The sequence below is a fragment of the Collinsella sp. LCP19S3_D3 genome (genome assembly GCF_052121455.1).
In the GTDB taxonomy this organism is placed as follows: domain Bacteria; phylum Actinomycetota; class Coriobacteriia; order Coriobacteriales; family Coriobacteriaceae; genus Collinsella.
In genome coordinates this window covers 1-21229 of the sequence record NZ_JBQKEF010000003.1, presented here as the reverse complement: position 1 = coordinate 21229, position 21229 = coordinate 1, and the positions used below count along the sequence as shown (strand labels likewise).

17 protein-coding genes are annotated in these 21229 nt (G+C 58.5%); 5 read left to right on the top strand and 12 right to left on the bottom strand.

Annotation, left to right across the window (positions count from 1 at the left end; all coding sequences use genetic code 11):
• Positions 1-62: 62 nt before the first annotated feature.
• Positions 63-1451 (bottom strand): aspartate kinase, encoded by a 1389-nt coding sequence (locus ACTQXM_RS01810; protein WP_154514910.1) that lies wholly within the window; start codon positions 1449-1451, stop codon positions 63-65.
• A 103-nt stretch (positions 1452-1554) separates the two neighbouring features.
• Here ACTQXM_RS01810 and thrC point away from each other — a divergent pair, with 103 nt between their 5' ends.
• Both thrC and thrB read left to right on the top strand, forming a co-directional pair.
• The gene (gene thrC / locus ACTQXM_RS01805) at positions 1555-3072 is read left to right on the top strand and encodes a threonine synthase (RefSeq protein ID WP_441536903.1); all 1518 of its coding nucleotides are present in this window, start codon (positions 1555-1557) and stop codon (positions 3070-3072) included.
• A 203-nt stretch (positions 3073-3275) separates the two neighbouring features.
• Positions 3276-4157, top strand: coding sequence for a homoserine kinase (gene thrB, locus ACTQXM_RS01800; protein ID WP_154514914.1), 882 nt, complete (start codon positions 3276-3278; stop codon positions 4155-4157).
• 395 nt (positions 4158-4552) lie between these two features.
• Here the strand turns inward: thrB and ACTQXM_RS01795 are convergent, their stop codons facing one another.
• The 11 genes from ACTQXM_RS01795 to ACTQXM_RS01745 all read right to left on the bottom strand — a co-directional run bounded on the left by ACTQXM_RS01795 (position 4553) and on the right by ACTQXM_RS01745 (position 15829).
• Entirely contained in the window at positions 4553-5185 is a 633-nt protein-coding gene (locus ACTQXM_RS01795; RefSeq protein WP_441040819.1) for a helix-turn-helix transcriptional regulator, read from the bottom strand.
• A 31-nt stretch (positions 5186-5216) separates the two neighbouring features.
• The gene (locus ACTQXM_RS01790) at positions 5217-5900 is read right to left on the bottom strand and encodes a DUF3990 domain-containing protein (RefSeq protein WP_441536904.1); all 684 of its coding nucleotides are present in this window, start codon (positions 5898-5900) and stop codon (positions 5217-5219) included.
• Positions 5901-5998: 98 nt separating this feature from the next.
• A complete protein-coding gene (gene yihA / locus ACTQXM_RS01785) occupies positions 5999-6589 on the bottom strand; it encodes a ribosome biogenesis GTP-binding protein YihA/YsxC (protein ID WP_055252447.1) in 591 nt (196 codons plus the stop codon).
• A gap of 42 nt (positions 6590-6631) precedes the next feature.
• Positions 6632-7369, bottom strand: a complete 738-nt coding sequence (mtnN, locus tag ACTQXM_RS01780) for a 5'-methylthioadenosine/S-adenosylhomocysteine nucleosidase (RefSeq protein ID WP_441536905.1) — start codon at positions 7367-7369, stop codon at positions 6632-6634.
• 79 nt (positions 7370-7448) lie between these two features.
• Positions 7449-8567 (bottom strand): serine hydrolase, encoded by a 1119-nt coding sequence (locus ACTQXM_RS01775; protein WP_441536906.1) that lies wholly within the window; start codon positions 8565-8567, stop codon positions 7449-7451.
• A gap of 227 nt (positions 8568-8794) precedes the next feature.
• Complete coding sequence (gene pflA, locus ACTQXM_RS01770; protein ID WP_441068457.1) at positions 8795-9613, bottom strand: pyruvate formate-lyase-activating protein; 819 nt, start codon at positions 9611-9613, stop codon at positions 8795-8797.
• 186 nt (positions 9614-9799) lie between these two features.
• Positions 9800-10654 carry a DegV family protein gene (locus ACTQXM_RS01765; protein ID WP_427748366.1) on the bottom strand — a complete coding sequence of 285 codons (855 nt, stop codon included), beginning with the start codon at positions 10652-10654 and terminating at the stop codon, positions 9800-9802.
• Between the two features lie 436 nt (positions 10655-11090).
• Positions 11091-11342 carry an autonomous glycyl radical cofactor GrcA3 gene (grcA3, locus tag ACTQXM_RS01760; RefSeq protein WP_055252439.1) on the bottom strand — a complete coding sequence of 84 codons (252 nt, stop codon included), beginning with the start codon at positions 11340-11342 and terminating at the stop codon, positions 11091-11093.
• Between the two features lie 85 nt (positions 11343-11427).
• Positions 11428-13479 carry a formate C-acetyltransferase gene (pflB, locus tag ACTQXM_RS01755; protein WP_441031265.1) on the bottom strand — a complete coding sequence of 684 codons (2052 nt, stop codon included), beginning with the start codon at positions 13477-13479 and terminating at the stop codon, positions 11428-11430.
• A gap of 469 nt (positions 13480-13948) precedes the next feature.
• Positions 13949-14971: a 2-keto-3-deoxygluconate permease gene (locus tag ACTQXM_RS01750; RefSeq protein ID WP_441040829.1), complete on the bottom strand. Its 1023-nt coding sequence runs from the start codon at positions 14969-14971 to the stop codon at positions 13949-13951.
• A 108-nt stretch (positions 14972-15079) separates the two neighbouring features.
• Positions 15080-15829, bottom strand: a complete 750-nt coding sequence (locus ACTQXM_RS01745) for an SDR family NAD(P)-dependent oxidoreductase (RefSeq protein WP_427728112.1) — start codon at positions 15827-15829, stop codon at positions 15080-15082.
• A 250-nt stretch (positions 15830-16079) separates the two neighbouring features.
• Between ACTQXM_RS01745 and ACTQXM_RS01740 the strand changes: the two genes are divergently transcribed.
• The 3 genes from ACTQXM_RS01740 to ACTQXM_RS01730 are packed head-to-tail and all read left to right on the top strand — an operon-like array spanning position 16080 to position 20748.
• On the top strand, positions 16080-16529 hold the full coding sequence (locus ACTQXM_RS01740; protein ID WP_154514934.1) for a MarR family winged helix-turn-helix transcriptional regulator: 450 nt from the start codon (positions 16080-16082) through the stop codon (positions 16527-16529).
• Positions 16526-18892, top strand: a complete 2367-nt coding sequence (locus ACTQXM_RS01735) for an ABC transporter ATP-binding protein (protein ID WP_441536907.1) — start codon at positions 16526-16528, stop codon at positions 18890-18892. The genes ACTQXM_RS01740 and ACTQXM_RS01735 overlap by 4 nt, the downstream gene beginning before the upstream one ends.
• Positions 18892-20748, top strand: a complete 1857-nt coding sequence (locus ACTQXM_RS01730; protein ID WP_441536908.1) for an ABC transporter ATP-binding protein — start codon at positions 18892-18894, stop codon at positions 20746-20748. The genes ACTQXM_RS01735 and ACTQXM_RS01730 overlap by 1 nt, the downstream gene beginning before the upstream one ends.
• Positions 20749-21229: the final 481 nt, after the last annotated feature.

The window sequence follows — 21229 nt, the reverse complement described above, 5'->3', positions numbered from 1 at the left end:
ACCCACTCATGCGCCAAAAGGTAGATTTCTAGACATATCCCAAAAATCTACCGGAATGGTCGCTATTTGTGGAGGGCAGCCAGGGCGGGTTCAATCGGTGCAGGAGCCTCCAGATCGGAGACCTTCACAATGCCGTTCTCGTCGGAGAAGGCACGGTAAATGGTCTGAATCGCCAGGTCGAAGTCCTTATCCTCGACACCGATAATGATGTTGATCTCGTCGCAGCTCTGCGAAATCATGCGCACGCTCACGCCAGCCTGGCCGAGCATGCCAAACAGGTGGCCGGAAATACCTGCGCGGCCGCGCAGGTTACGACCGACGGTCGCGATGAGCGCCAGGCCCTCGACAACCTCAATCTCGAGCGGCTCAACCTCCTGCTGGATGTCGCCCACGAGCGAGTACAGCGAATCGTGCACATCCTGCTCCTGCACCACGGCGCCAAAGCGGTCGACGCCGGTGGGCATGTGCTCGACGGAAACGTCATAGCGCTCGAAGACCGAAAGTGCACGGCGCATAAAGCCGACGCGGGGCTTGGTGCGATCGCGGGCCACGTTGATGGCGACAAAACCGCGCTTGCCGGTCACGCCGGTAATGATGGGCTCCGCCTCGCCCTCATCAGCCGTCTCGCTAATGATGGTGCCGGGGTCCTGCGGCGCATTGGTGTTCTTGATGACCAGCGGAATACCCGCCTCGCGCACGGGGAACACGGCCTCCTCGTGCAGGACGCTTGCGCCCATGTACGAAAGCTCGCGCAGCTCCTCGTAGGTAACGCGCGCAATGGGCTGAGCCTCGGGAACAATACGCGGATCGGCAGAGTAGAAGCCCGAGACGTCGGTCCAGTTCTCGTAAAGGTCGGCGTCCAGACACTTGGCCAGGATCGAGCCCGAGATATCGCCGCCGCCACGATCGAGCAGCTTAATCTGGCCCTCACGCGTCGCGCCGTAGAAACCGGGCATAACAAAGCCGCCCTGCTGACCGTACTCCTGCACCAGCTCGGAGGTGCGGTTCATGCTGAGCGTACCGTCGTGATGGAACGCCACAACCGTCGCGGCGTCCAGGAACGGCAGGCCCAGGTACTCGGCCATCAGGCGAGCAGTGAAGTACTCGCCGCGGCTCACAAGCTCCTCGGTGGAGTAGCCGCCCGAGCGGGCGCGCTCGGCAAAGGCCGCGAACTCCTCACGGATGGGATAGGTGAGCTCCAGCTCGTCAGCGATATCAAAATAGCGCTGGCCAATGTCCTCGAGCAGCTCCTCACACGACACGTGATACTTAACGTGCGCGTTAACCAGGTAGAGCAGGTCGGTCACCTTGGTGTCGCCCTTAAAGCGGCGACCGCAGGCGGAAACCACCACAAAACGGCGGGCCGGGTCGGCATCGACGATGGCCTTGATCTTCTTAAAGTGTTCGGCGTCGGCGACCGACGAGCCGCCAAACTTGGCAATCTTAATCATGGGCTGGAGGTTACCTTTCTAAAAGCCTCTGCGAACCTGTTTTGCGCGCTCTGATACCATGGTTTCACCGATTGGGACCAAGGCATCCGAGGAGCAGTGTTATATGGGAACTTATCATAGTACACGAGGACGCACTTTATCGTGCTCAAGTAAGGTGGCAATCCGCACCGGCATCGCTCCCGACGGGGGTTTGTTTGTCTCGGACGAGCTCGGCACCCAGCAGGTCGATATCAGCTCGCTTGCAGATAAATCGTACTTTGAAATCGCTCAAGATGTGTTGGGAATGTTACTGAATGATTACACGGGCGAAGAAATTTCGGCCTGTGTGAATGAGGCATATCGCGGCACGTTCGCGAGTGAAGAGGTTACGCCGCTCGTCAAACTCGACGCTGCGCCGGGCGCTGACGCCCCTCAGACCTATGTGATGGAGCTCTTTGGCGGCCCCACGAGTGCCTTTAAGGACGTCGCCCTGCAGATGCTCCCCCGCCTCATGGCCCGCACTTCCGCCAAGGACGGCGGCGCCGAGCGCATCATGATCGTCACCGCCACGTCGGGCGACACCGGCAAGGCCGCACTCGCCGGTTTTGCCGACGCTCCGGGCACGGGCATCACCGTCTTTTATCCCGAAGGCAAAGTCAGCCGCGTGCAGAATCTGCAGATGTCCACACAGGAAGGCGATAACGTCGCCGTCTGCGGCATTCGTGGCAACTTCGACGATGCCCAGAGTGCCGTCAAGCGCATCTTTGCCGATAAGGAGCTTGCCGAGCGCTTGGAGGCCGCCGGAACGGTGCTTTCGAGTGCCAACTCCATCAACGTCGGCCGTCTGGTGCCGCAGGTCGTCTACTACTTTGCCGCCTATGCGCAGCTGTTGCGCGCCGGCGCCATCGAGGCCGGCGACGCCGTGGAGTTCTGCGTACCGACCGGCAACTTTGGCGATATCCTGGCCGGCTACTATGCCAAGCGCATGGGTCTGCCCGTCGCCAAGCTCGTCGTCGCGAGCGACAAGAACAACGTGCTGGCTGACTTCCTGACCACCGGCGTCTACGACCGCAACCGTCCGTTCTTCACGACCATCTCGCCGTCGATGGACATCCTCATCAGCTCCAACCTGGAACGCATGCTCTACTTCCTGTCCGATGGCGACTGCGAGCTTGTTGCCAACCTTATGGAGCAGCTGGCAAAGACTGGTCGCTATGAGGTTCCCGCCGACCTGCTGGCAAAGATTCAGAGCGTCTTTGGCTGCGGCTGGGCCAGCGAGGACGAGGTCCTCGCTGCCATTAAGAGCTGCTGGGATGCGAACGGCTACGTGATCGACCCGCACACCGCTTGCGGCTATCACGTCTTTGAAAAGGTCGCTCCTGCCGAGGGGGCCAAGGCCCGTGTGCTGCTTTCGACCGCCAGCCCCTACAAGTTCCCGCGTGCCTGCTGCGATGCTCTGGGTCTCAACGTTCCCGAGGACGACTTTGAGGCCATGCGCGTGCTCGAGCAGGCCACCAATACGGCCGCACCGGCACAGCTCGCCGAGCTCGAGTCCAAACCCATCCGCTTCGAAGACGTCTGCGACGTCGATGAGATGGCAAGCTACGTCGAGTCTGCAGCAAAAAAGATGGCTACCAACTAAACCCCTCATTAGGCGCCGGCGAAAGCCGGCGCACCTTCTTTTATCAGATAACCCCCGGGATGATGACGAACGCGCACAGCGTGCCTGGCTGTTTAGTTCGTCGCGAGTTCCGCACGTAAAGGAAAGCACTTAATGTGCTTTCCGTCTTGCGCAGGACTGCCCGAGCAGCGAACTAAACAGCCAGGCACGCCAGGAGGACCCACATGATCAAGATCACCGTCCCAGCAACCAGCGCCAACCTAGGCATCGGCTACGACACCCTCGGCATGGCCGTCAGCCTCTACTCGCACTTCACCTTCGAGCGCGCTGACAAGCTCACCATCACGGGCTGCCCCGAGGAGTTCCAAAACGAGAACAACCTGGTCTACGTCAGCTTTGTCGATGCGCTGGCCGCATGGGGCGAGCCGGCCTTCCCCGTTGCCATCGACATTCAAACCGATGTACCCGTCGCTCGCGGCCTGGGTTCCAGCTCCACTTGCGTCGTCGCTGGCATTATGGCCGCCGCCGCACTGACAGGCCACACCGTCGACCGCGCTGAGCTCGTCCGCATTGCCACCGAGGTCGAGGGCCATCCCGATAACGTCGCTCCCGCCATCCTGGGCGGCGCCGTCTGCTCCTTTACGCCGACCGATTCGCTCCCCCAGTGCCTGCGCTACGAGGTGAGCGATCGCTTGCGTTTTATTACCGTGATTCCGCCATACGAGGTTCACACGAGCGAGGCGCGCAAGGTCGTGCCGCAGGAGATTCCGCTCTCCACCGCCGTATGGCAAATGGGCCGTATCGCCGGCATGACGCGAGGCCTGGAGGCCGGCGACCTCGACCTGATTGCCGCCGCCAATGACGACCGCATCCAGGAGCCCTATCGTCGTCGCCTGATTCCCGACTACAACGCTGTGCGCGACACCTGCCTTAACGGCGGCGCCAAGACCATCTGGATCAGCGGTTCGGGCTCTACCCTTATGGCTGTGACCGACGACACTATCGTGGCAAAATTCCTGCAGGTCAAGCTGCGCGAGCAGTTCCCCAAGTGTGAGACGCATATTCTAACGTGCGACACTGAGGGCGCTCAAATCGAGTACCTGTAGCGCCCTGTCTCATTGCTCACACCGGACTCCTTGGGGCTTCCCCTCAAAACGTCCTCGATCATGAATGGCCCCGTCGGGCGCTACGCGCGACGGGGCAATTCGATCTGCGGATTGTTTTCAGGGGAAGCCCCAAGGAGACCTACGCGACCTCGACAGGATAATCGCATTCGCTGATTTAATATTGCGCTCCTTCGGAGCTGCGGATAAGCGGGCCTCGTGCTGCGGAATGTTTTTAAGGGGATGCCCCCGGGTGGCCCTATGGCAACGTGGCTAGCGATGTCTATAGGGACCCACGCTTTGAAGGGGCGCCGGGCTGAAATTATGGCCCTTTATTGATAGGGGCTCTTGCTAGGCTGGAGCACTTACCAGCAACAGGCTTCGACTATGTGCTTGGTTTACGCCGCACTGGGTTCCTTGTATTCGAAGACTGGTTCTAGGAGGTCTTCGATGTTGCAGTGGAGGACTTTTGCTATGGCTCTTACGCTTGTTACCGAAGCCTCATTGATGTTTCTCTGGCGCTGCTCGTACATTTGGATTGAGCGGAGTGACACACCCGATTCGTATGCTAGGTCTTGTTGGGTTTTCTTAAGCTTCTTTCTTGCTAACGCAAGTTTGGTTTGCCTGGACGCTTTTTTCGCCATATCGCAGACGAGGCGAACCACTCGTTCCTCCGAGGCTTCGTGCCAGGGGTAATACAGACTGCGCAGCACATCAAATGGAACGACATGCAGCAAATCTTCGAAAGACTCTCCTAGGCGCCACTGCAGGTATGCCAGCATCCAGCCCGCCCAATATTCCGGCGTCTTCTCAAATCGATAGGTGCAGTCCGGTATAGGCCTGTTTTGATAGCCCGACCTTTCAGCGATAAGCGCGAACAGCTCAACACCCGATTTTCCCGAAACGACCCATGCGTTGCCGCGTTCAAACTCGCGAGCAACCCCGCTCAGGCAAAAGAGTTCAGCAACTTCAGATCCTTCTGCTCCATAGTCATTGACGGCATAGTCGAAGCAGTCGCCGAGGTTGTTCATTGCGTCCTCGAGGTAGTAGACGGGATATGTCCTACTCGGCCCACGATCTGTTAACTCTTGGATCATTTAAATCAACCCTCCCTGCCATTAAATCCCTAATGTCGATACCTTCGGAATCGAAGCCATTGACCGTATCCAAGTATTTGCGTCGAGCATTCTGCTCTCGCTCAAAACGCTTGGGATAAAACTCAGACCCCGAAGCCCGCTTCCAATCGCAGAATCTAATCATCGAAAATGCGCGCTCGCTCATAAGGGCATATTGGATACCCAAATCACCCAAGCACATGATACGTTGCAGCTGTCTGAGCGATATCATGCCGCTGACAAACTGTCTTGCAAACGAAAAATAGGAGTCGTCAGCACGATAGCCTCGAATAATGTCATAAGGAGATGTATCAATTAAGCAGTTATCAAGTAGATAGCGAAGCCCTTCACGCGCCAATGGCGTCGAAACATTGAACTCTCTGTTATTCGCCAGAATTGCAAGCCAATTGAGGATTGAAAACTCCCCAGACTCCAAATCCAAGACCGAAAGGCCATCTAAATCAAGCTCATATCGATTGGCAACGCCATCAGACTCGGTCCGGCATGCCCATTCCATCGCCATTTCCTCATGTGGCGTGCAATAAAACCCGTGCCCATAGTCATTGAATTGTCTGCATTTATCCAACGACGGACGTTCGACAACAACCTCCGACCCGTGCCAAAGCTCCATATCGACCTCCAAAAAATATCACCCCAGTGATAGTGTACCAACAACTATCACTAGGGTGATATAGATAGATGAAAACTATTGTCTGCCAAGAGCCCCTACTAGAGGCAGGCCTCGGCAATGCGGCGCTTGAGCTCGTCGATGCCGGTGCCGGTCTGGGAGCTTGTGATGATTACGTTTTCGGCCGGGACGTTGAGTTGCTTTTTGATGGCTGCCGCTTGGCGGGCCTGCTGGGTGCGGCTGAGTTTGTCGGCCTTGGTGAGGCAGACGATAAAGTTGAACTCGTTGCCCTGCAGGTAGTCGATCATATCATGGTCGAGCTTGCTGGGGTCATGGCGAATGTCCACCAGCGACACAACCAGGTTAAAGCTGCGCTCGGAGTCGAAGAAGTCGCCGATGAGCTCGGCCCAGCGGTCGCGCTCGGCCTTGGAACGACGGGCGAAACCGTAGCCCGGCAGGTCCACAAAGTGCACGTCGTCGGCCTCGAAGAAATTGATATTGCTCGTCTTGCCCGGCGTGCTCGAAACCTTGACCAGGTTCTTGCGGCCAAAGAGCTTGTTCATGATGGACGACTTGCCCACATTGGAGCGGCCCACAAAGCTCACCTCGGGACAGGTGGACTCGGGGATCTGCGAAACCTTGCCGTAGCTGGCGACGAACTTGGCAAGCTGGTAGTTAATGGAATCGGCCATGGATACTCCTTGGTCGTAGGTTCTTACAATAGGGATGCACGATTACGCAGCGGCGATGCAGCGGACGATATCGAGTGTGATGCCGCTCGCGGTGCGGGCGTACTCGTCCAAATCGAACTCTCGCTCGCAAAACGCGTCATATGCCTCGTCACAATTATCGCTGATAGCACGCAGCACCAGACAATCGACACCGTTCTTGGCTGCAATATGGGCAATCGCAGCACCTTCCATCTCAACGCAATCGGCATGCGTCGCGTCGATGGCGGCGGTGCGCATAGCGTCGCCCGTTACAAAGCGGTCACCTGTAGCGATAGTGCCAACCAGGAACTGCTTAGGGTCCTTCTCCGCAGCGGAATCGGAAGCGTCGGCATCGATAAACCCATGTTCGGCAAGCACGGTGGTGGCGATGTCAACCAGAGCCGGTGTCGAGGCAAACTCCTCAAGCTCCGGCGCCGACTCGGCGATGAGCGCCGTGTCGGTATCCAGATAGCGCAGGCACTTGCCAATAACCACGTCATTGATATGGAGTTTGGAGTTTAAGCCACCCGCAATGCCCGAAAACACAACGGCCTGCGGAGCATATTTGCTGATGAGATGCTGTGTTGCACCAGCGGCGTTTACGGTTCCCATGCCAGCGGTCGTGGCGACCACTGACAGACCGTTGAGCTCGCCGCTTACAACGCTCAAGCCTGCCTCTTGCGACACATGGGCGCCGTTCAGTTCTTCTTTAATCTGCGCAACCTCTTTTTCGAGTGCACCGATGATTGCGATGGTAGGCATACCATCCCCCAAACCTGTGAAAACTGTTTATCCACGGTATGGTACCAGCATTTTGACTCAACCGCGCAATACGAAGCTGTTAGGCCAGCGCAGCGCGGGTATCGTAGAGCGCCTTGGCGATGGCGGCCACGGCCTCACTCGAACGGTCACTCCACGGCATCGATGACATGATGCTCATAATGTAGGTGTCGCCATCGACATCGATGAGGCCAGCATCGCACGTCGCATTGCAACCTGCCTCGCTGATCCAACCGGCCTTGTTACGCACCATGACATGGTCGTCCGCAATGCCGTCACGGATAAAGGACCGGGTCGTAGAGGCCAGAAGGCCCGACAGCCATTGCGACGTCTCGCTCTCGCGGCTCAAATACTCGCTCATCTCGCGCCACAACTTGGCCGAGGTGCGCGGGCAGTAGGTTGGGAAATCGCTCATTGGATCGAGCGCGACCTCGTCTTCGACGCCGAGTGCGGCAATCCAATCCTCGTAGCCATCTTGATCAAACGTTGCACGCAACGCGATAAACGAGTCGTTATCCGAGTTGACGACCGAGGTCTCGATCAGGTCGCGAACCGTCAGCCAGCCCATACTGTAGCCGCCATAGGTGCCCAGAGTATCATCGAGCGATACTTGCCCTGTCTCGACCAGTAACTCGCAGACGTAGAGTACATAGAGCGCCTTGTAGCTGCTCGCACCGTACACCTCGGCGTCCGCGTTATACGTCACGCCCTTGCCGCTCGACAGATCGTAAAACACCACACCCACGTCGCCCAATTCCTGGGCCTGATCAAGGGTATCTTGGAGCGCGGCGAGGCTCTCATCCTCAAGGACGGGGATCTGGTCATCAACCAGTGAGAAGGTCTGCACGGTATCGCCTGAGGGAATATCGTTAAAGTCCGCCTTCGAAAGCCTCGTCTTGAGGCTCGCTGTCGACAGGGTTTGACTTGCGGTGGCTTTAGATTTAGAGACCTTTTTGTTTTGCGTCTGTACCGTTGACGCATCTGAGCGTGCCATTCGCTCCGACGCGTAGGTTTTAGCGGTAATTCCGAGGATAATAACCGCCAACGTTAGCATCCCAACGGCGGCAATCTTCGTCACGCGGATGCGAGCGTCGGCAAGGCCACGCGAAGACGTGCCCTTCGTCTCATATCTGCTGCTATGCTGCGGCACATGCTCGTCCCGCGATGCGTTGTTTCGCACGTGGTCTCCTGATTGCTCCCGTTCATATACGAGCAGCATAATACCGAGCAGGCATTTCTTTCCAAAGATATTCAGAAGCGTTTAAGGTGTCTTTAAAGAAACCACAAGCGTATTTATCCAAATGGCACGATTCTGTTGCGCATCTCACCGCAACCCAGAGAGCAGTCTTTTTAGGACGGGGCTCTTTTAGCTACTTCTCCACCCTACCGGCCCCAAATGAGCTACCCCTAGCCGATGGCGTTTTTGAGTTCCGCGCGGCGCTTTTTCATGCCCGTCATGACGGCGTTGCGCAGCTCGGGGATGCGCGCGGCATCCATCTGTGGAACGCCCTCGAGCTTATAGGGAATCCCCAACTGTTCATACTTGACGACGCCCATCGTGTGATACGGCAGCATTTCCAGGCCCACCACGTTATGCCACGGGGCAATCAGACGACCGAGTGCCTCGCACTCCTCTGCCGTGTCGGTAATGCCCGGTACTACCACGTGACGGATAACGACCTTGATCCTGCGACGCGCCAGCTCATCGCCAAACGCCAGGATGCGCGCAGGATCGCAACCGGTCAGCTTTTTATGCTCGACGGGATCGGCGTGTTTAATGTCGAGCAGCACCATATCGGTCTCGTTGAGTACGGCATCGAACTTCTCGGGATGCGCGGGGTCGAACGCATAGCCGCAACTATCCAAGCAGGTATGTACGCGACCATCGGGGTTGTTGTGCATTGCGCGGAACAGGTCGGCCAAGAACTCAGGCTGCAGGAGCGGCTCGCCGCCGGATACCGTAATACCACCGCTGCGGTAAAACTCATGGTTGCTCTGGAACTCGTCTATCAGGTGCTCGACGGTCACCATGGTGCCGCCGTTAACCGACCAGGTATCGGGGTTGTGGCAATACGCACAGCGCATGGGGCAGCCCTGAACAAACACCACAAAGCGGATGCCGGGTCCATCGACCGTTCCCATCGTCTCGATCGAATGCACGCGGCCCAGGGCAAACGCGGAGTCCTCAGGACGAGCGTCCATACCCTCGAGCTTCATCTCAGCCATTCCCGCTACCTTGCCTCTCATTGGTTTTAGCTACATAAATGCCAGAGTCATTCTAGCCTATATGCTTGATGGCGAAACGGTTTAGCGGTCAATTTGATTGTCCTATTTGGCCCCATGCAAAAGCGGCGGGAAGGTTGTCGCAACCCGCCCGCCGCCGAGGCAATAGAAATCGATAGACACCAGGCGTTACGCCTTGAGCGTGAGCACCGCGCCGAAGGCGGTCGGGCCGCAATGGCTCGAGATGACGCCGCCGACCTGAGTCCAGGTAACGTCCTTAAAGCCCAGGTCGTGCGCATAGACTTCCATGTCGTCGCGCAGCTCCTCGGAAAGGCCTACCGAATACGCCAGGCCAATGTGCGAGTAGTCAATTTCGCCCTTCGCAACCATGTGGTCAATAAAGGCGCGGGCGCACTTGAGCATAGAGCCGCGGAACTTCTTGGTCGCCACGAACTTGCCGCCCGTTACCTCAATGCAGGGCTTAATCTTGAGCAGATGGGCACCTAGGAACGCCACGTTGGACAAGCGACCGCCCGCCTTAAGGAAGGCAAGGTCGGTAGGAACAAAGCCCAGCAACACGCGGTCCATAACGGAGTTCGTAAAAGCAAAGATCTCGTCGACGGTGGCATCGGGATGAGCCTCGATGTATTTGGCGGTCTCGACGACAACAAGCGACTGGCCCACCGAGACAAAACGCGTGTCCATGGAGAACACGTAGTCGCGCCCCTCTGCCGCGATCTTCGAGGACTGATGCGAACAGGTCGTGGCCTCGGAATACGCAAGATGCAAAATGGTCGCGTCGGGCTGCTCGGCGTGAATGCGGTCGTACACGCGAGAGAAATCTGCCGGCGCGCAGCCGCTGGTCTTGGGCATCACGCCAAACTCGTTGCAGCGCGAATAGATCTCGAGCGGATCGATCGAGCCGTCCTCGACGGTCTCGTCACCAATCGTGACATGCATGGGCACACGCACGATGCCGTAGCGTTCGCAGAGCTCTGGCGTCACATCCGAACCAGATTCAACCACGATTACGTACTTGCCCATTCTTATCACGACCCATCTCGACGTTGACTTTTTAATATGTGACGCACGTCCGCCGTCCTGCTACAGAACGGTCTCCAAGCGCCAAAGAGACGCCGTCCCTTGCACAAAACAAAGGACAGCGTCTCCCTGGAAAACTCCGTTCTTAACTGAGATTTTACACGGTTTATTACTAAGTGTTACTTACTCCGCAAACGGTAGCTATACGCGATAAACGGTAGCAAGTAAGTATCCAGAACGCTCAGCCCATTAGGAGAGTTCCGCCTAAAGGGTGACTACACAGGACCCCGCCGGGCTGCTTTGGGTTACTTTCCAAAATATTCCGCAGGACGCAAAGGGCTCCGCCGCGCGAAGCGCGCAACGGAGCCCTTTGCATGTCCGAGGACGTTTTGGGAGGTAGCCCAAACAGCCCCGGCGATCCTGCGGGAGTTAAACCCCTTTAGAACTTGTTGTGGAAGGTACGCGAAATGACCTCGTCCTGCTGCTCCTTGGTGAGCGTGTGGAAGTTCACGGCATAGCCGGAAACGCGGATGGTCAGCTGCGGGTACTTCTCGGGGTGAGCCTGAGCGTCGAGCAGCGTCTCACGGTTGAAGACGTTGATGTTCAGGTGGTGGCCACCCTTCTCGGCGTAAGCGTCGAGCATGTGGACCAGGTTGTCGGCCTGAGTCTCGGAAACTTCAGAAACCTTCATAATGTGTCTCCTTCAATCGATAGGCGCCGGCCGAAACCGGCGCACTAATCAGTAATCGTTATTGTTAGTATAGCACTAACAATAGTTACTCGCCCAGCTGATCAAGGTCGATATCACCAAAGAACACTTGGTCCTCCTTGCCGAGCGCGCCCGGGATGATGGAGAAGGTGTTGGAGATGCCGTCCTGGGCATCGCGGAACGGGAGCTTGGAAACCGAAGACAGCGAAGCGATGGCGCCGTGGCTATCGCGCTTGTGCATGGGGTTAGCACCCGGGGCGAACGGCTGGCCAGCCTTGCGGCCGTCGGGCGTGGAGCCGGTCTTCTTACCGTACACGACGTTGGAGGTAATGGTCAGAACCGAGGTCGTGGGCACGGAGTTGCGGTAGGTGTCGTTCATGCGGATGTACTCCATGAACTGGTGCACAACGTCGTGAGCGATCTGGTCGACGCGGTCGTCGTCGTTACCGTACTTGGGGAACTCGCCCTCGGTCTCGAAGTCGACGATGATGCCGTTCTCGTCACGGACGGGGTGGACCTTGGCGTACTTGATGGCGGACAGGGAGTCAGCCACGACGGAAAGGCCAGCGATGCCCGTAGCGAACCAGCGGTGCACGTGCTTGTCGTGCAGAGCCATCTGGATGCGCTCGTAGCAATACTTGTCGTGCATGTAGTGAATGATGTTCAGCGAGTTGACGTACACGCCAGCGAGCCACTTCATCATGTCGTTGTACTTGGCCATAACGTCATCGTAATCGAGCGTGTCGCCCTCGACGGCGCGATACTTGGGGCCGACCTGCTTCTTGGAGACCTCGTCAACACCGCCGTTGAGTGCGTACAGCAGGCACTTGGCCAGGTTGGCACGAGCGCCGAAGAACTGCATCTCCTTGCCAATGCGCATGGAGGACACGCAGCAGGCGATGCCGTAGTCGTCGCCGTGGTAAACGCGCATGAGGTCGTCGTTCTCGTACTGGACCGAGGAGCTGGCGACAGAAGTCTTGGCGCAGAACTTCTTGAAGTTCTCGGGAAGACGGGTCGACCACAGAACGGTCATGTTGGGCTCGGGGCTGGTGCCCATGTTCTCGAGCGTGTGCAGGTAGCGGAAGCTCATCTTGGTAACGAGCGTACGGCCGTCAACACCCATGCCGCCGATGGACTCGGTGACCCACTGCGGATCGCCGGTAAACAAGGCCTGGTACTCGGGGGTACGGGCAAACTTGACCATGCGGAGCTTCATGATGAAGTGATCCACGAACTCCTGGATCTGCTCCTCGGTAAAGGTGCCGTTGGCAAGGTCGCGCTCAGCGTAGATGTCGATGAACGTAGAGGTACGGCCGATGGACATAGCGGCGCCGTTCTGCTCCTTGACGGCAGCGAGGTAGGCGAAGTACATCCACTGGATGGCCTCCTGCGTGTTGGTAGCAGGTTTGGAAATATCGAAACCATAGGTCTCGGCCATCATCTTGAGCTCGCCGAGGGCGCGGATCTGCTCCTGCAGCTCCTCGCGATCGCGGATGTTGTCGGCGGTCATGACCGTCGGGGTGGAAGCCTTCTGGGCCTCCTTATCCTTGATCAGGTAGTCGACGCCGTACAGGGCGACACGACGGTAGTCGCCGATGATGCGGCCGCGGCCATAGCCATCGGGCAGACCGGTGATAATGTGAGCCGAGCGGCAAGCACGCATCTCGGGGGTGTAGACATCGAAGACGCCGGCGTTGTGGGTCTTGCGCTCGAAGGTGTAGCGCTCGACGACGTTCTCGTCGATCTTGTAGCCGTGCTGGCTGGCAGCCTGGCAAGCGATGCGGATACCACCGTTGACGTGCAGAGCGCGCTTGAGCGGCTTGTCAGTCTGAAGACCGACGATGGTCTCCTTCTCGCGGTGGGCGTTATCGATGTAGCCAGCGGGGTGGCTCACGATACCCGTGACAGTCTTGGTGTCCATATCGAGGACGCCGCCCTGCTCGCGCTCCTTGAGCAGCAGGTCGAGAACCTCGCCCCACAGCTCCTTGGTACGCTCGGTCGGACCGGCGAGGAACGATTCGTCGCCCTCGTAGGGGGTGTAGTTCTTCTGGATGAAGTCTCGGACGTCAACCTCTCCCGTCCAGATGCCTTCCTTGAAGCCTTCCCATGCCTCCTGCATTGTGTAACCACGCTCCTAGTTACGTATAATGCGGCGCTCTCTCACACCGCTGCTTATTGAATTCTTGAATGTTCGGGTTGCATGACCGGCTTCATTCGCCTTCCATCGCGCGTTAGCACAGGGAAAAACGTTTGTCCACCTTGGAACTGCAACCCAAAACCCAAGATTTCACCCGTTTGAGAAGGATAACATAGCCACCCCCTTCATCAGGGCTGTTATATGTTTCTTTTTTTATACCATTAGGGCGTTTTTAACAAATCCGCAGGAAATGCGAGCGTGAACAACTACCGTTCACCGATTTGTTTGGTATTTTTCCTTGCCTTTGTACGACGTTCACTCTAGCTGTTATGTCAGCTTTAGAAGGGTAAAGTGTCCCAGAGACCCACAGAAACTGCAGGGCGGCCCCGGGATTTCCCCCGGGGCCGCCCTGTGGCGTGGCTAGTTATTTAGCTTTGATTGCCGCTTGGCATTAAGCGGCTGCGGTGACCCTGTCGGCCGCGGCCTTTTTGCTGTCGCCGTGACCCTGGCCCTCAAAATGCTTGTAGCACCAGCTGGTGACCAGCGGGGTCAAAATGGCCGTCACGATGGCGCACGCTGCAACCTGCGCCGTAGCCGTCGCGAGCACGGCACCACCGTACATGGCCTCGTTGACGCTTGCCATGGCGGCAGGCGTGGCCACATTGGCTCCGGCGCAGCTCGAAATGGCCGCACCTGCGACACCCGTACCGCCCGTGAACTTATCGACCGCGATGACGGGAATTGCAAAGACCACCGAGCAGATCACGCCGAGCAGGATGCCGGGAAGACCGCCGTTGATGAGCTGGCCAAAGGTCATGGTCGAGCCCATGGCAAAGAAGACGAGCACGATGATGGCGGAAAGTGCCGGAGCCATCATCTTCTTAAAGCTCGGGAAGAGGTTACCCAGAATAATGCCGACGACGATCGGCAGGATGGCGCCCACGAGCGACCAGCCGATCGGAGCCTGGCCAGCAGCGCCGAGCACGATCATTGTGACCGGAGGGCCGACAACGAGTGTGGTGATGGCGACGGCGCCACGTTCGGCCTCGTTGCCCATGGTACCCATCAGGCCAGCGTACATAGCGTTGTTGGCGCCGGTGCAAGCCGCCAGCATCACCATGGCAGAGATGCCAAACAGGTTGTCGTTGAATACATAAAGGATAAGCAGCGACACGGCAACGACCACGATCTGCTTGACAGCGATGATGATGGCGCCGCGTGCAGCGGCGGCAGGAGCACTTTTAAACGAAATCGTCGTACCGACGATGAGCAAAAAAGCACCCACGAGCGGGCTTGCACCCTGCTGGGTCATGCCAAGCGTAAAGCTGCCGAGCGTTTTGAACAGGTCGGGGAACAGCGTGTTGAGCAAGCAGCCCAGCAAAAGCGGCACCAAAATATTGGCGCCCGGGATGGAGGACATCTTAAAGAACGGCTCCTTTGCAGCCGGCGCCTCCACCGCAGTCGATTCACTCATATATATCTCCTTTGGATGCATGCGAATCGTAGCCGCACGCGCCTATGTCAGAAAGAAAGCGACAACCCCGAGTCGCCAGGGTCGCCGCCAAACGATTACCGCGGGGTATTACCCGTCCAGGACGATGCCGCCGTCGCAGTCACCGATCTCGCCGTTCACGAAGCTGGCGAGGTCGGAAGCGAAGAACAGCACCATCTGCGCAGGCTCGCTGGCCTGGGCGGCGCGACCCAGAGGAATACCGTTGATGATGCGCTGAGAGTTCTCGTCAGAAAGGATCGACGTCATGTCGGTAAGCGTGAGCGACGGGCACACAGCGTTGCAGCGGATGCCGAACTTACCGCCCTCCTTGGCGACCGCCTTGGTAAGGCCGTTGACACCGGCCTTGGAGCTCGCGTAGGCCGCGGTGCCGAGCAGGCCGCCGCCGATCTTGCCAGCAACGGAGCTCACGTTGACGATTGTGCCGGCATGTGCCGCTTTAAAGTGCGGGTACACGGCATTCATCATGGTAAAGGTGCCGTTGAGGTTGATGTCGATGGTGCGACGCCACTCGGTGTCGTCGATCTCGTCAAACTTCTTGGTGCTGATGACACCGGCGCAGTTGATCAGGATGTTGGTTTGCGGCAGGTCCGTAAAAATCTGCTCGACGGTCTCGCGCGCCTTGGGCGCATCGGCGACATCGAGCTGATAGAACTTGTTGCCCTCGCCAAGCTCGGCCACAGCCGCCTCGCCCTTGGCAGCGTTCCTTGCGATGAGCGCGACGTGTCCGCCGCCCGCAACGATACCCTTGGCAATCTCGAGACCAATGCCCTGAGTGCCACCGGTAACGATCGCGGTTTTACCCGTGAAGTCAAATGCCATGACTCCAACCCCCTTGATTCAGGTGTCTCCTTGCGGGAAGTTGGAGCATCGCACATGGCGATAAATGAGTCCCAGTCGTCATGGTGGTGACAACCCCTCGCCTAACCGCGGGCATGATAGTTCTTTGAAACGCTTCAGCAATTGAATTATTTTAAGTCTTTATGCGCTCTTAATATTGCCCACTGCATGAGGCCCGCATATGGAGGTATCATCTTCTACCAAAAATAGTTTCTAGTGTTAGGGGTTTTCGGTGAAAGATACCGATTTCCGTGAACTTGGGCGTCAGCTCCTTACCGAGTTCGGCAGCATGCATCAGCGCATTTCGCGCTTTGCGGACAAAGCCCTCAGTGGTGAGATGGCCGTCATGCGCGCCCTCATGCTCGCTGGCGGTTCGCTCACGCCAAGCGAACTCGCCGATCGTGCCTGGGTCTCGAGCGCCCGCATCGCCAATATCCTGCGCGCTCTCGAAGCCAAAGGCTGGGTCGAGCGCGAGCACTCAAAGACCGACCGTCGTCGCGTACACGTCACGGTGACCGACAAGGGATTCCATGATCTCGAAATCAAGCATCGGGAATTCGAGGACCGCACCGCGGCCTTCCTCGAGCAGCTCGGCGAAACAGATACCCAAGAGATGGTGCGCCTTCTTAGGCGTGCCAACGAAATTATCGACCGCAATCAAGAAAGGAGAGATGCCGAGTGAGGATTCTCAAGCTCTTTAAAAAGCATGTCCTGGCACTGTTCGCAGCTATCGTACTTATCGTAATCAGCTGCAACGCCGATCTAGCGCTGCCTACGTATATGAGCGACATCGTCGACGTGGGCGTGCAGCAAGGCGGTATCGCCTCGCCCGTACCTGACACCATTCGCACCGAATCGCTCGACGACCTCGAACTCTTTATGAGCGATAAGGACGCCAAAGCTGTGGAGGCCGTGTTTAGCAAGGCGGATAATAACGGCATTCGAGCGTACAAGGGCACCGAGGAGGAGCGCGCCGACGGCGGCAAGATTGCCGACATCGTGAGCCTGCCCGAGACCGTCGTCCTTTCGTTCAACCAGGGCATTGACGCCAACTCCATGGATGACATGATGGGTTCGTCCAGCGAGAAAAACAACAACGCCGCACATGCCATGCCCACCCCCGAGCAGATGGCGGCAATGACGCCCGAGCAGCTCGCCGAGATGCAGCAGAAGGCCGCGGCAGCGCAGAACATGCAAAAGCAGATTGATACCGACGGCGGTAAGATCACCATGAAGAGCCTGCGCCTAGGCGTTGAAGGCGGCCTAATCGACCAGGGCAAGCTCGTCGAGGGTGCCCACGATATGGCGGACAAAATGGGCTCCATGTCGGGTTCCATCGTGACCCAACGCGCCGTGAGCTATGTACAAGACGAGTACAAGGCGCAGGGCATCGACCCCGCCGACGTGCAGAACGCCTATCTGGGCCGCATGGCAACCACGATGTTTGGTCTGTGCCTGATCTCGCTCATCGCCACCATCCTGACCGGCGCCGTGGCCTCGCGCACCGCCTGTTCCATCGCACGCGACCTGCGCCGCGAGACCTTCAACAAGGTTATGCACTTCTCGCCGGCCGAGGTGGGCAAGTTTAGCCAGGCCTCGCTCATCACCCGCTGCACCAACGACATTCAGCAGATTCAGATGGCCGCAACCCTGTTTATCCGCATGTGCCTGATGGCCCCCGTCATGGGCATCGTCGCCGTCATGCGCGTCCTGGCCAACCACACCGGCCTGGAGTGGACCATCGCCGTGGCCATCATCGCGGTCTCGGCCGTCGTCGGCGTGCTTATGGGCCTCACCATGCCCAAGTTCAAAAAGATGCAGAGCTTTGTGGACCGCGTGAACCTCACCGCCCGCGAGCTGCTCGACGGCCTTATGCCCATCCGCTCGTTCAACCGCGAGGAGCATGAGCTCGAGCGTTTTGACAAGGCTTCGCTCGACCTAATGACCACGCAGCTCTACACCAATCGTGCCATGAGCTTTATGATGCCGCTCATGATGCTCGTCATGAACTGCATCACCGTGCTTATCGTCTGGTTTGGCGCGCAGGGCGTGTCCGATGGCGTGATGCAGGTCGGCAACATGATGGCGTTTATCTCCTACACCATGCAGATCGTCATGGCGTTTATGATCCTCACCATGGTTTCGGTCATCCTGCCCCGCGCCGAGGTCGCAGCCGAGCGCGTGGAAGAGGTCATCACCTGCCCCACGAGCATCAACGACCCCGCCTCGCCCAAACTGCCCGCGGCCAGCGCACCGCGCGGTGAGCTCACCTTCCGCGACGTGAGCTTCCAGTATCCCGATGCCCGCGCCGACGTCATGAGCGGCGTGAACTTCACCACGCATGCCGGTCAGATGCTCGGCATCATTGGTTCCACGGGCTCGGGCAAGTCCACGCTCGTACAGCTGATTCCGCGCTTATACGACGTCACGGGCGGCAGCATTTCGCTCGACGGTATCGACGTGCGTGATATGACCCTTTCCGAGCTTCGCCGCCGCATTGGTTACATCCCTCAGCAGGGGCGTCTGTTCTCGGGCACCGTGGAGAGCAACCTTAAGTTTGCCGGCGACATGGTAAGCGACGAGAACATGCACGAGGCCGCGCGCATCGCCCAAGCCGAGGACTTTATCGCCGAGCGCGAGGGCGGCTACGACTCCCCCATCAGCCAGGGCGGCTCCAATGTCTCGGGCGGTCAGCGCCAGCGTCTGGCCATCGCCCGCGCGTTGGCAAAAAAGCCCGAGGTCCTGGTGTTCGATGACTCGTTTAGCGCCCTCGACTACAAGACCGACGCGCGCCTGCGCGAAGAGCTTGCCAAAAACGTTACCGACGCCGCGCTCGTTGTCGTAGCCCAGCGCATCGCGACCATCATGCACGCCGACCAGATCATCGTGCTCGACGACGGTCACGTGGTGGGCACTGGTACGCACGAGGAGCTGCTGCACAGCTGCCCGGCGTACCTGGAGATAGCACAGTCGCAGCTTTCCGCCGAGGAGCTGGGGCTCACTCAAGAAGAAATTGCAGCCGTTATGGAGGGAGGCGAGCACTAATGGCAGACGAGACCAAGACTCAGATTCCCAAGCCCACCCGCCAGCGCGGTCCCATGGGCCGCATGGGTGGCATGGGCCGCGGCGAGAAGGCCAAGGACTTTAAGGGCGCCATGCGGCAGTTGCTCGGCTATATCGGTCAACACAAGGTTGCCGTGCTTGCCGCCGTCGCCTTTGCCGTGTGCTCGGTCGTCTTTAACATTGTGGGACCCAAGGTGCTCGGCCAGGTTACGACCAAGCTGTTCGAAGGCCTGGTCGCCAAGGTCAACGGTACCGGCGATGTCGACTTTGCCTGGATCGCCAAGACGCTCGGCTTTTTGCTCTGCCTGTATCTGGCAAGCTCTGTTTGCAGCCTCATCCAGGGCTGGCTCATGACCGGCGTCACGCAAAAGATTTGCTACCGCATGCGCAAGGAAATCGCCGCCAAGATCGCTGTCGTGCCGATGAGCTACTTTAACGGACACAGCAAGGGCGATGTGCTCAGCCGCATCACCAACGACGTCGATACGCTGGGTCAGTCGCTCAACCAGAGCGTGACGCAGCTCATCACGTCGGTGACGCAGATTATCGGCGTGCTCGTCATGATGCTGTCGATCAGCCTGCCGCTTACCGGCGTCACCGTGCTCACACTGCCAGCCGCCGCGATTATCCTGACCGTGATGATTCATTTCTCGCAGCCGTACTTCCGCGAGCAGCAGCAGGTCCTGGGCACCGTCAACGGCATTATCGAGGAGGACTTTGCCGGCCAGAACGTCATTCAGGTGTTCGACCGCGCCGAGGCCTCAATCGAAGAGTTCGACCGTCAAAACAACCGCCTCTTTATTAGTGGCTGGCGCTCGCAGTTCCTGTCGGGCCTGATGATGCCGCTTATGAGCTTGGTGGGCAACATGGGCTACGTGGGCGTGGTCGTGGTGGGCGCACAGCTCGCGCTGACCGGCAATGCCACGCCCGGCGACATCCAGAGCTTTATCCAGTACGTTCGCAACTTTACGCAACCCGTGCAGCAGCTGGGCAACGTGAGCAACACGATGCAGTCTATGGCCGCTGCCACCGAGCGCGTCTTTGAGTTCCTGGCCGCGCCCGAGGAGGAGCAGAAGGCCGACGCGCAGATTCCCGAAAAGCGCCCTGGCCATGTGGAGTTTGACCACGTCAAGTTTGGCTACACGCCCGACAAGACCATCATCCACGACTTTAGCTGCGAGGCACAGCCCGGCCAGACCATCGCCATCGTCGGTCCCACCGGCGCGGGCAAGACCACGCTCATTAAGCTGCTACAGCGCTTCTACGACGTGGACGGCGGCTCGCTGCGCGTCGATGGCGTCGACGTACGCGATTGGGACCGCGCGGCACTGCGCGGCGAGTTTGCCATGGTACTGCAGGATACGTGGCTGTTTAACGGCACCATCCGCGAGAACATCCGCTACGGACGCCCCGATGCAAGCGATGCCGAGGTCGAGGCCGCTGCACGCGCTGCACGCTGCGACCACTTTATCCATACGCTCGCCGGCGGTTACAACTTTATGATCAACGAGGAAGGCACCAACCTTTCGCAGGGCCAACGCCAGCTCGTGACCATTGCCCGCGCCATTTTGGCCGACCGCCCGGCGCTGATTTTGGACGAGGCGACATCCAACGTCGATACCCGCACCGAGGAGCTTATTCAGCGCGCCACGGATGCGCTGATGCAGGGCCGCACCAGCTTTGTTATCGCACACCGCCTGTCCACGATCCGCAACGCCGACGTGATCTTGGTAATTCGCGACGGCGACATCGTCGAGAAGGGCACGCACGACGAGCTGCTCGCCCAAGGCGGCTTCTACGCCGACCTGTACAACTCGCAGTTCGACGAAGCGGCGTAAATTCTGCCGCAGGGAACGAATAACACCCGAGAACGGGGGCGCAGGACAACCTGTGCCCCCGTTTTTTGTTCTGCGACCCTCAAACCGCCTCCCCTGGGACCAAATCGACGGCCTCTTCCAAGCCGCGTGGTATCATTCCATTCCAGGGCCAGCCAACGTTTGCCCAGATAAAACCTGCCAAAATAAACCTGTCCCTTTTAATATGAGAAAGCCATTGTCAATAGGCGTGTTTGTTCGAGCCCGGTTTTAAACCGGGCTTTTTCGTTTCCCGTCGGGAGGGCCCGCGCACGCTGCACGTTTAGTCGACGCTTGCCTGGCAAGCTAATATCCGCGGGCTCTTGCGGGCGCGCTGCCGGCGGTCAGCCCGGTATGTCCGCGCACCCCACCGCATTTCGATTCTCCGTCCGGCGCGCTCGTCCGAAACCAGTCTTGTTCACGGGCGCGGCCCTTGCCTTGGGCTGCCCAAAAAAGGGTCGTGAAC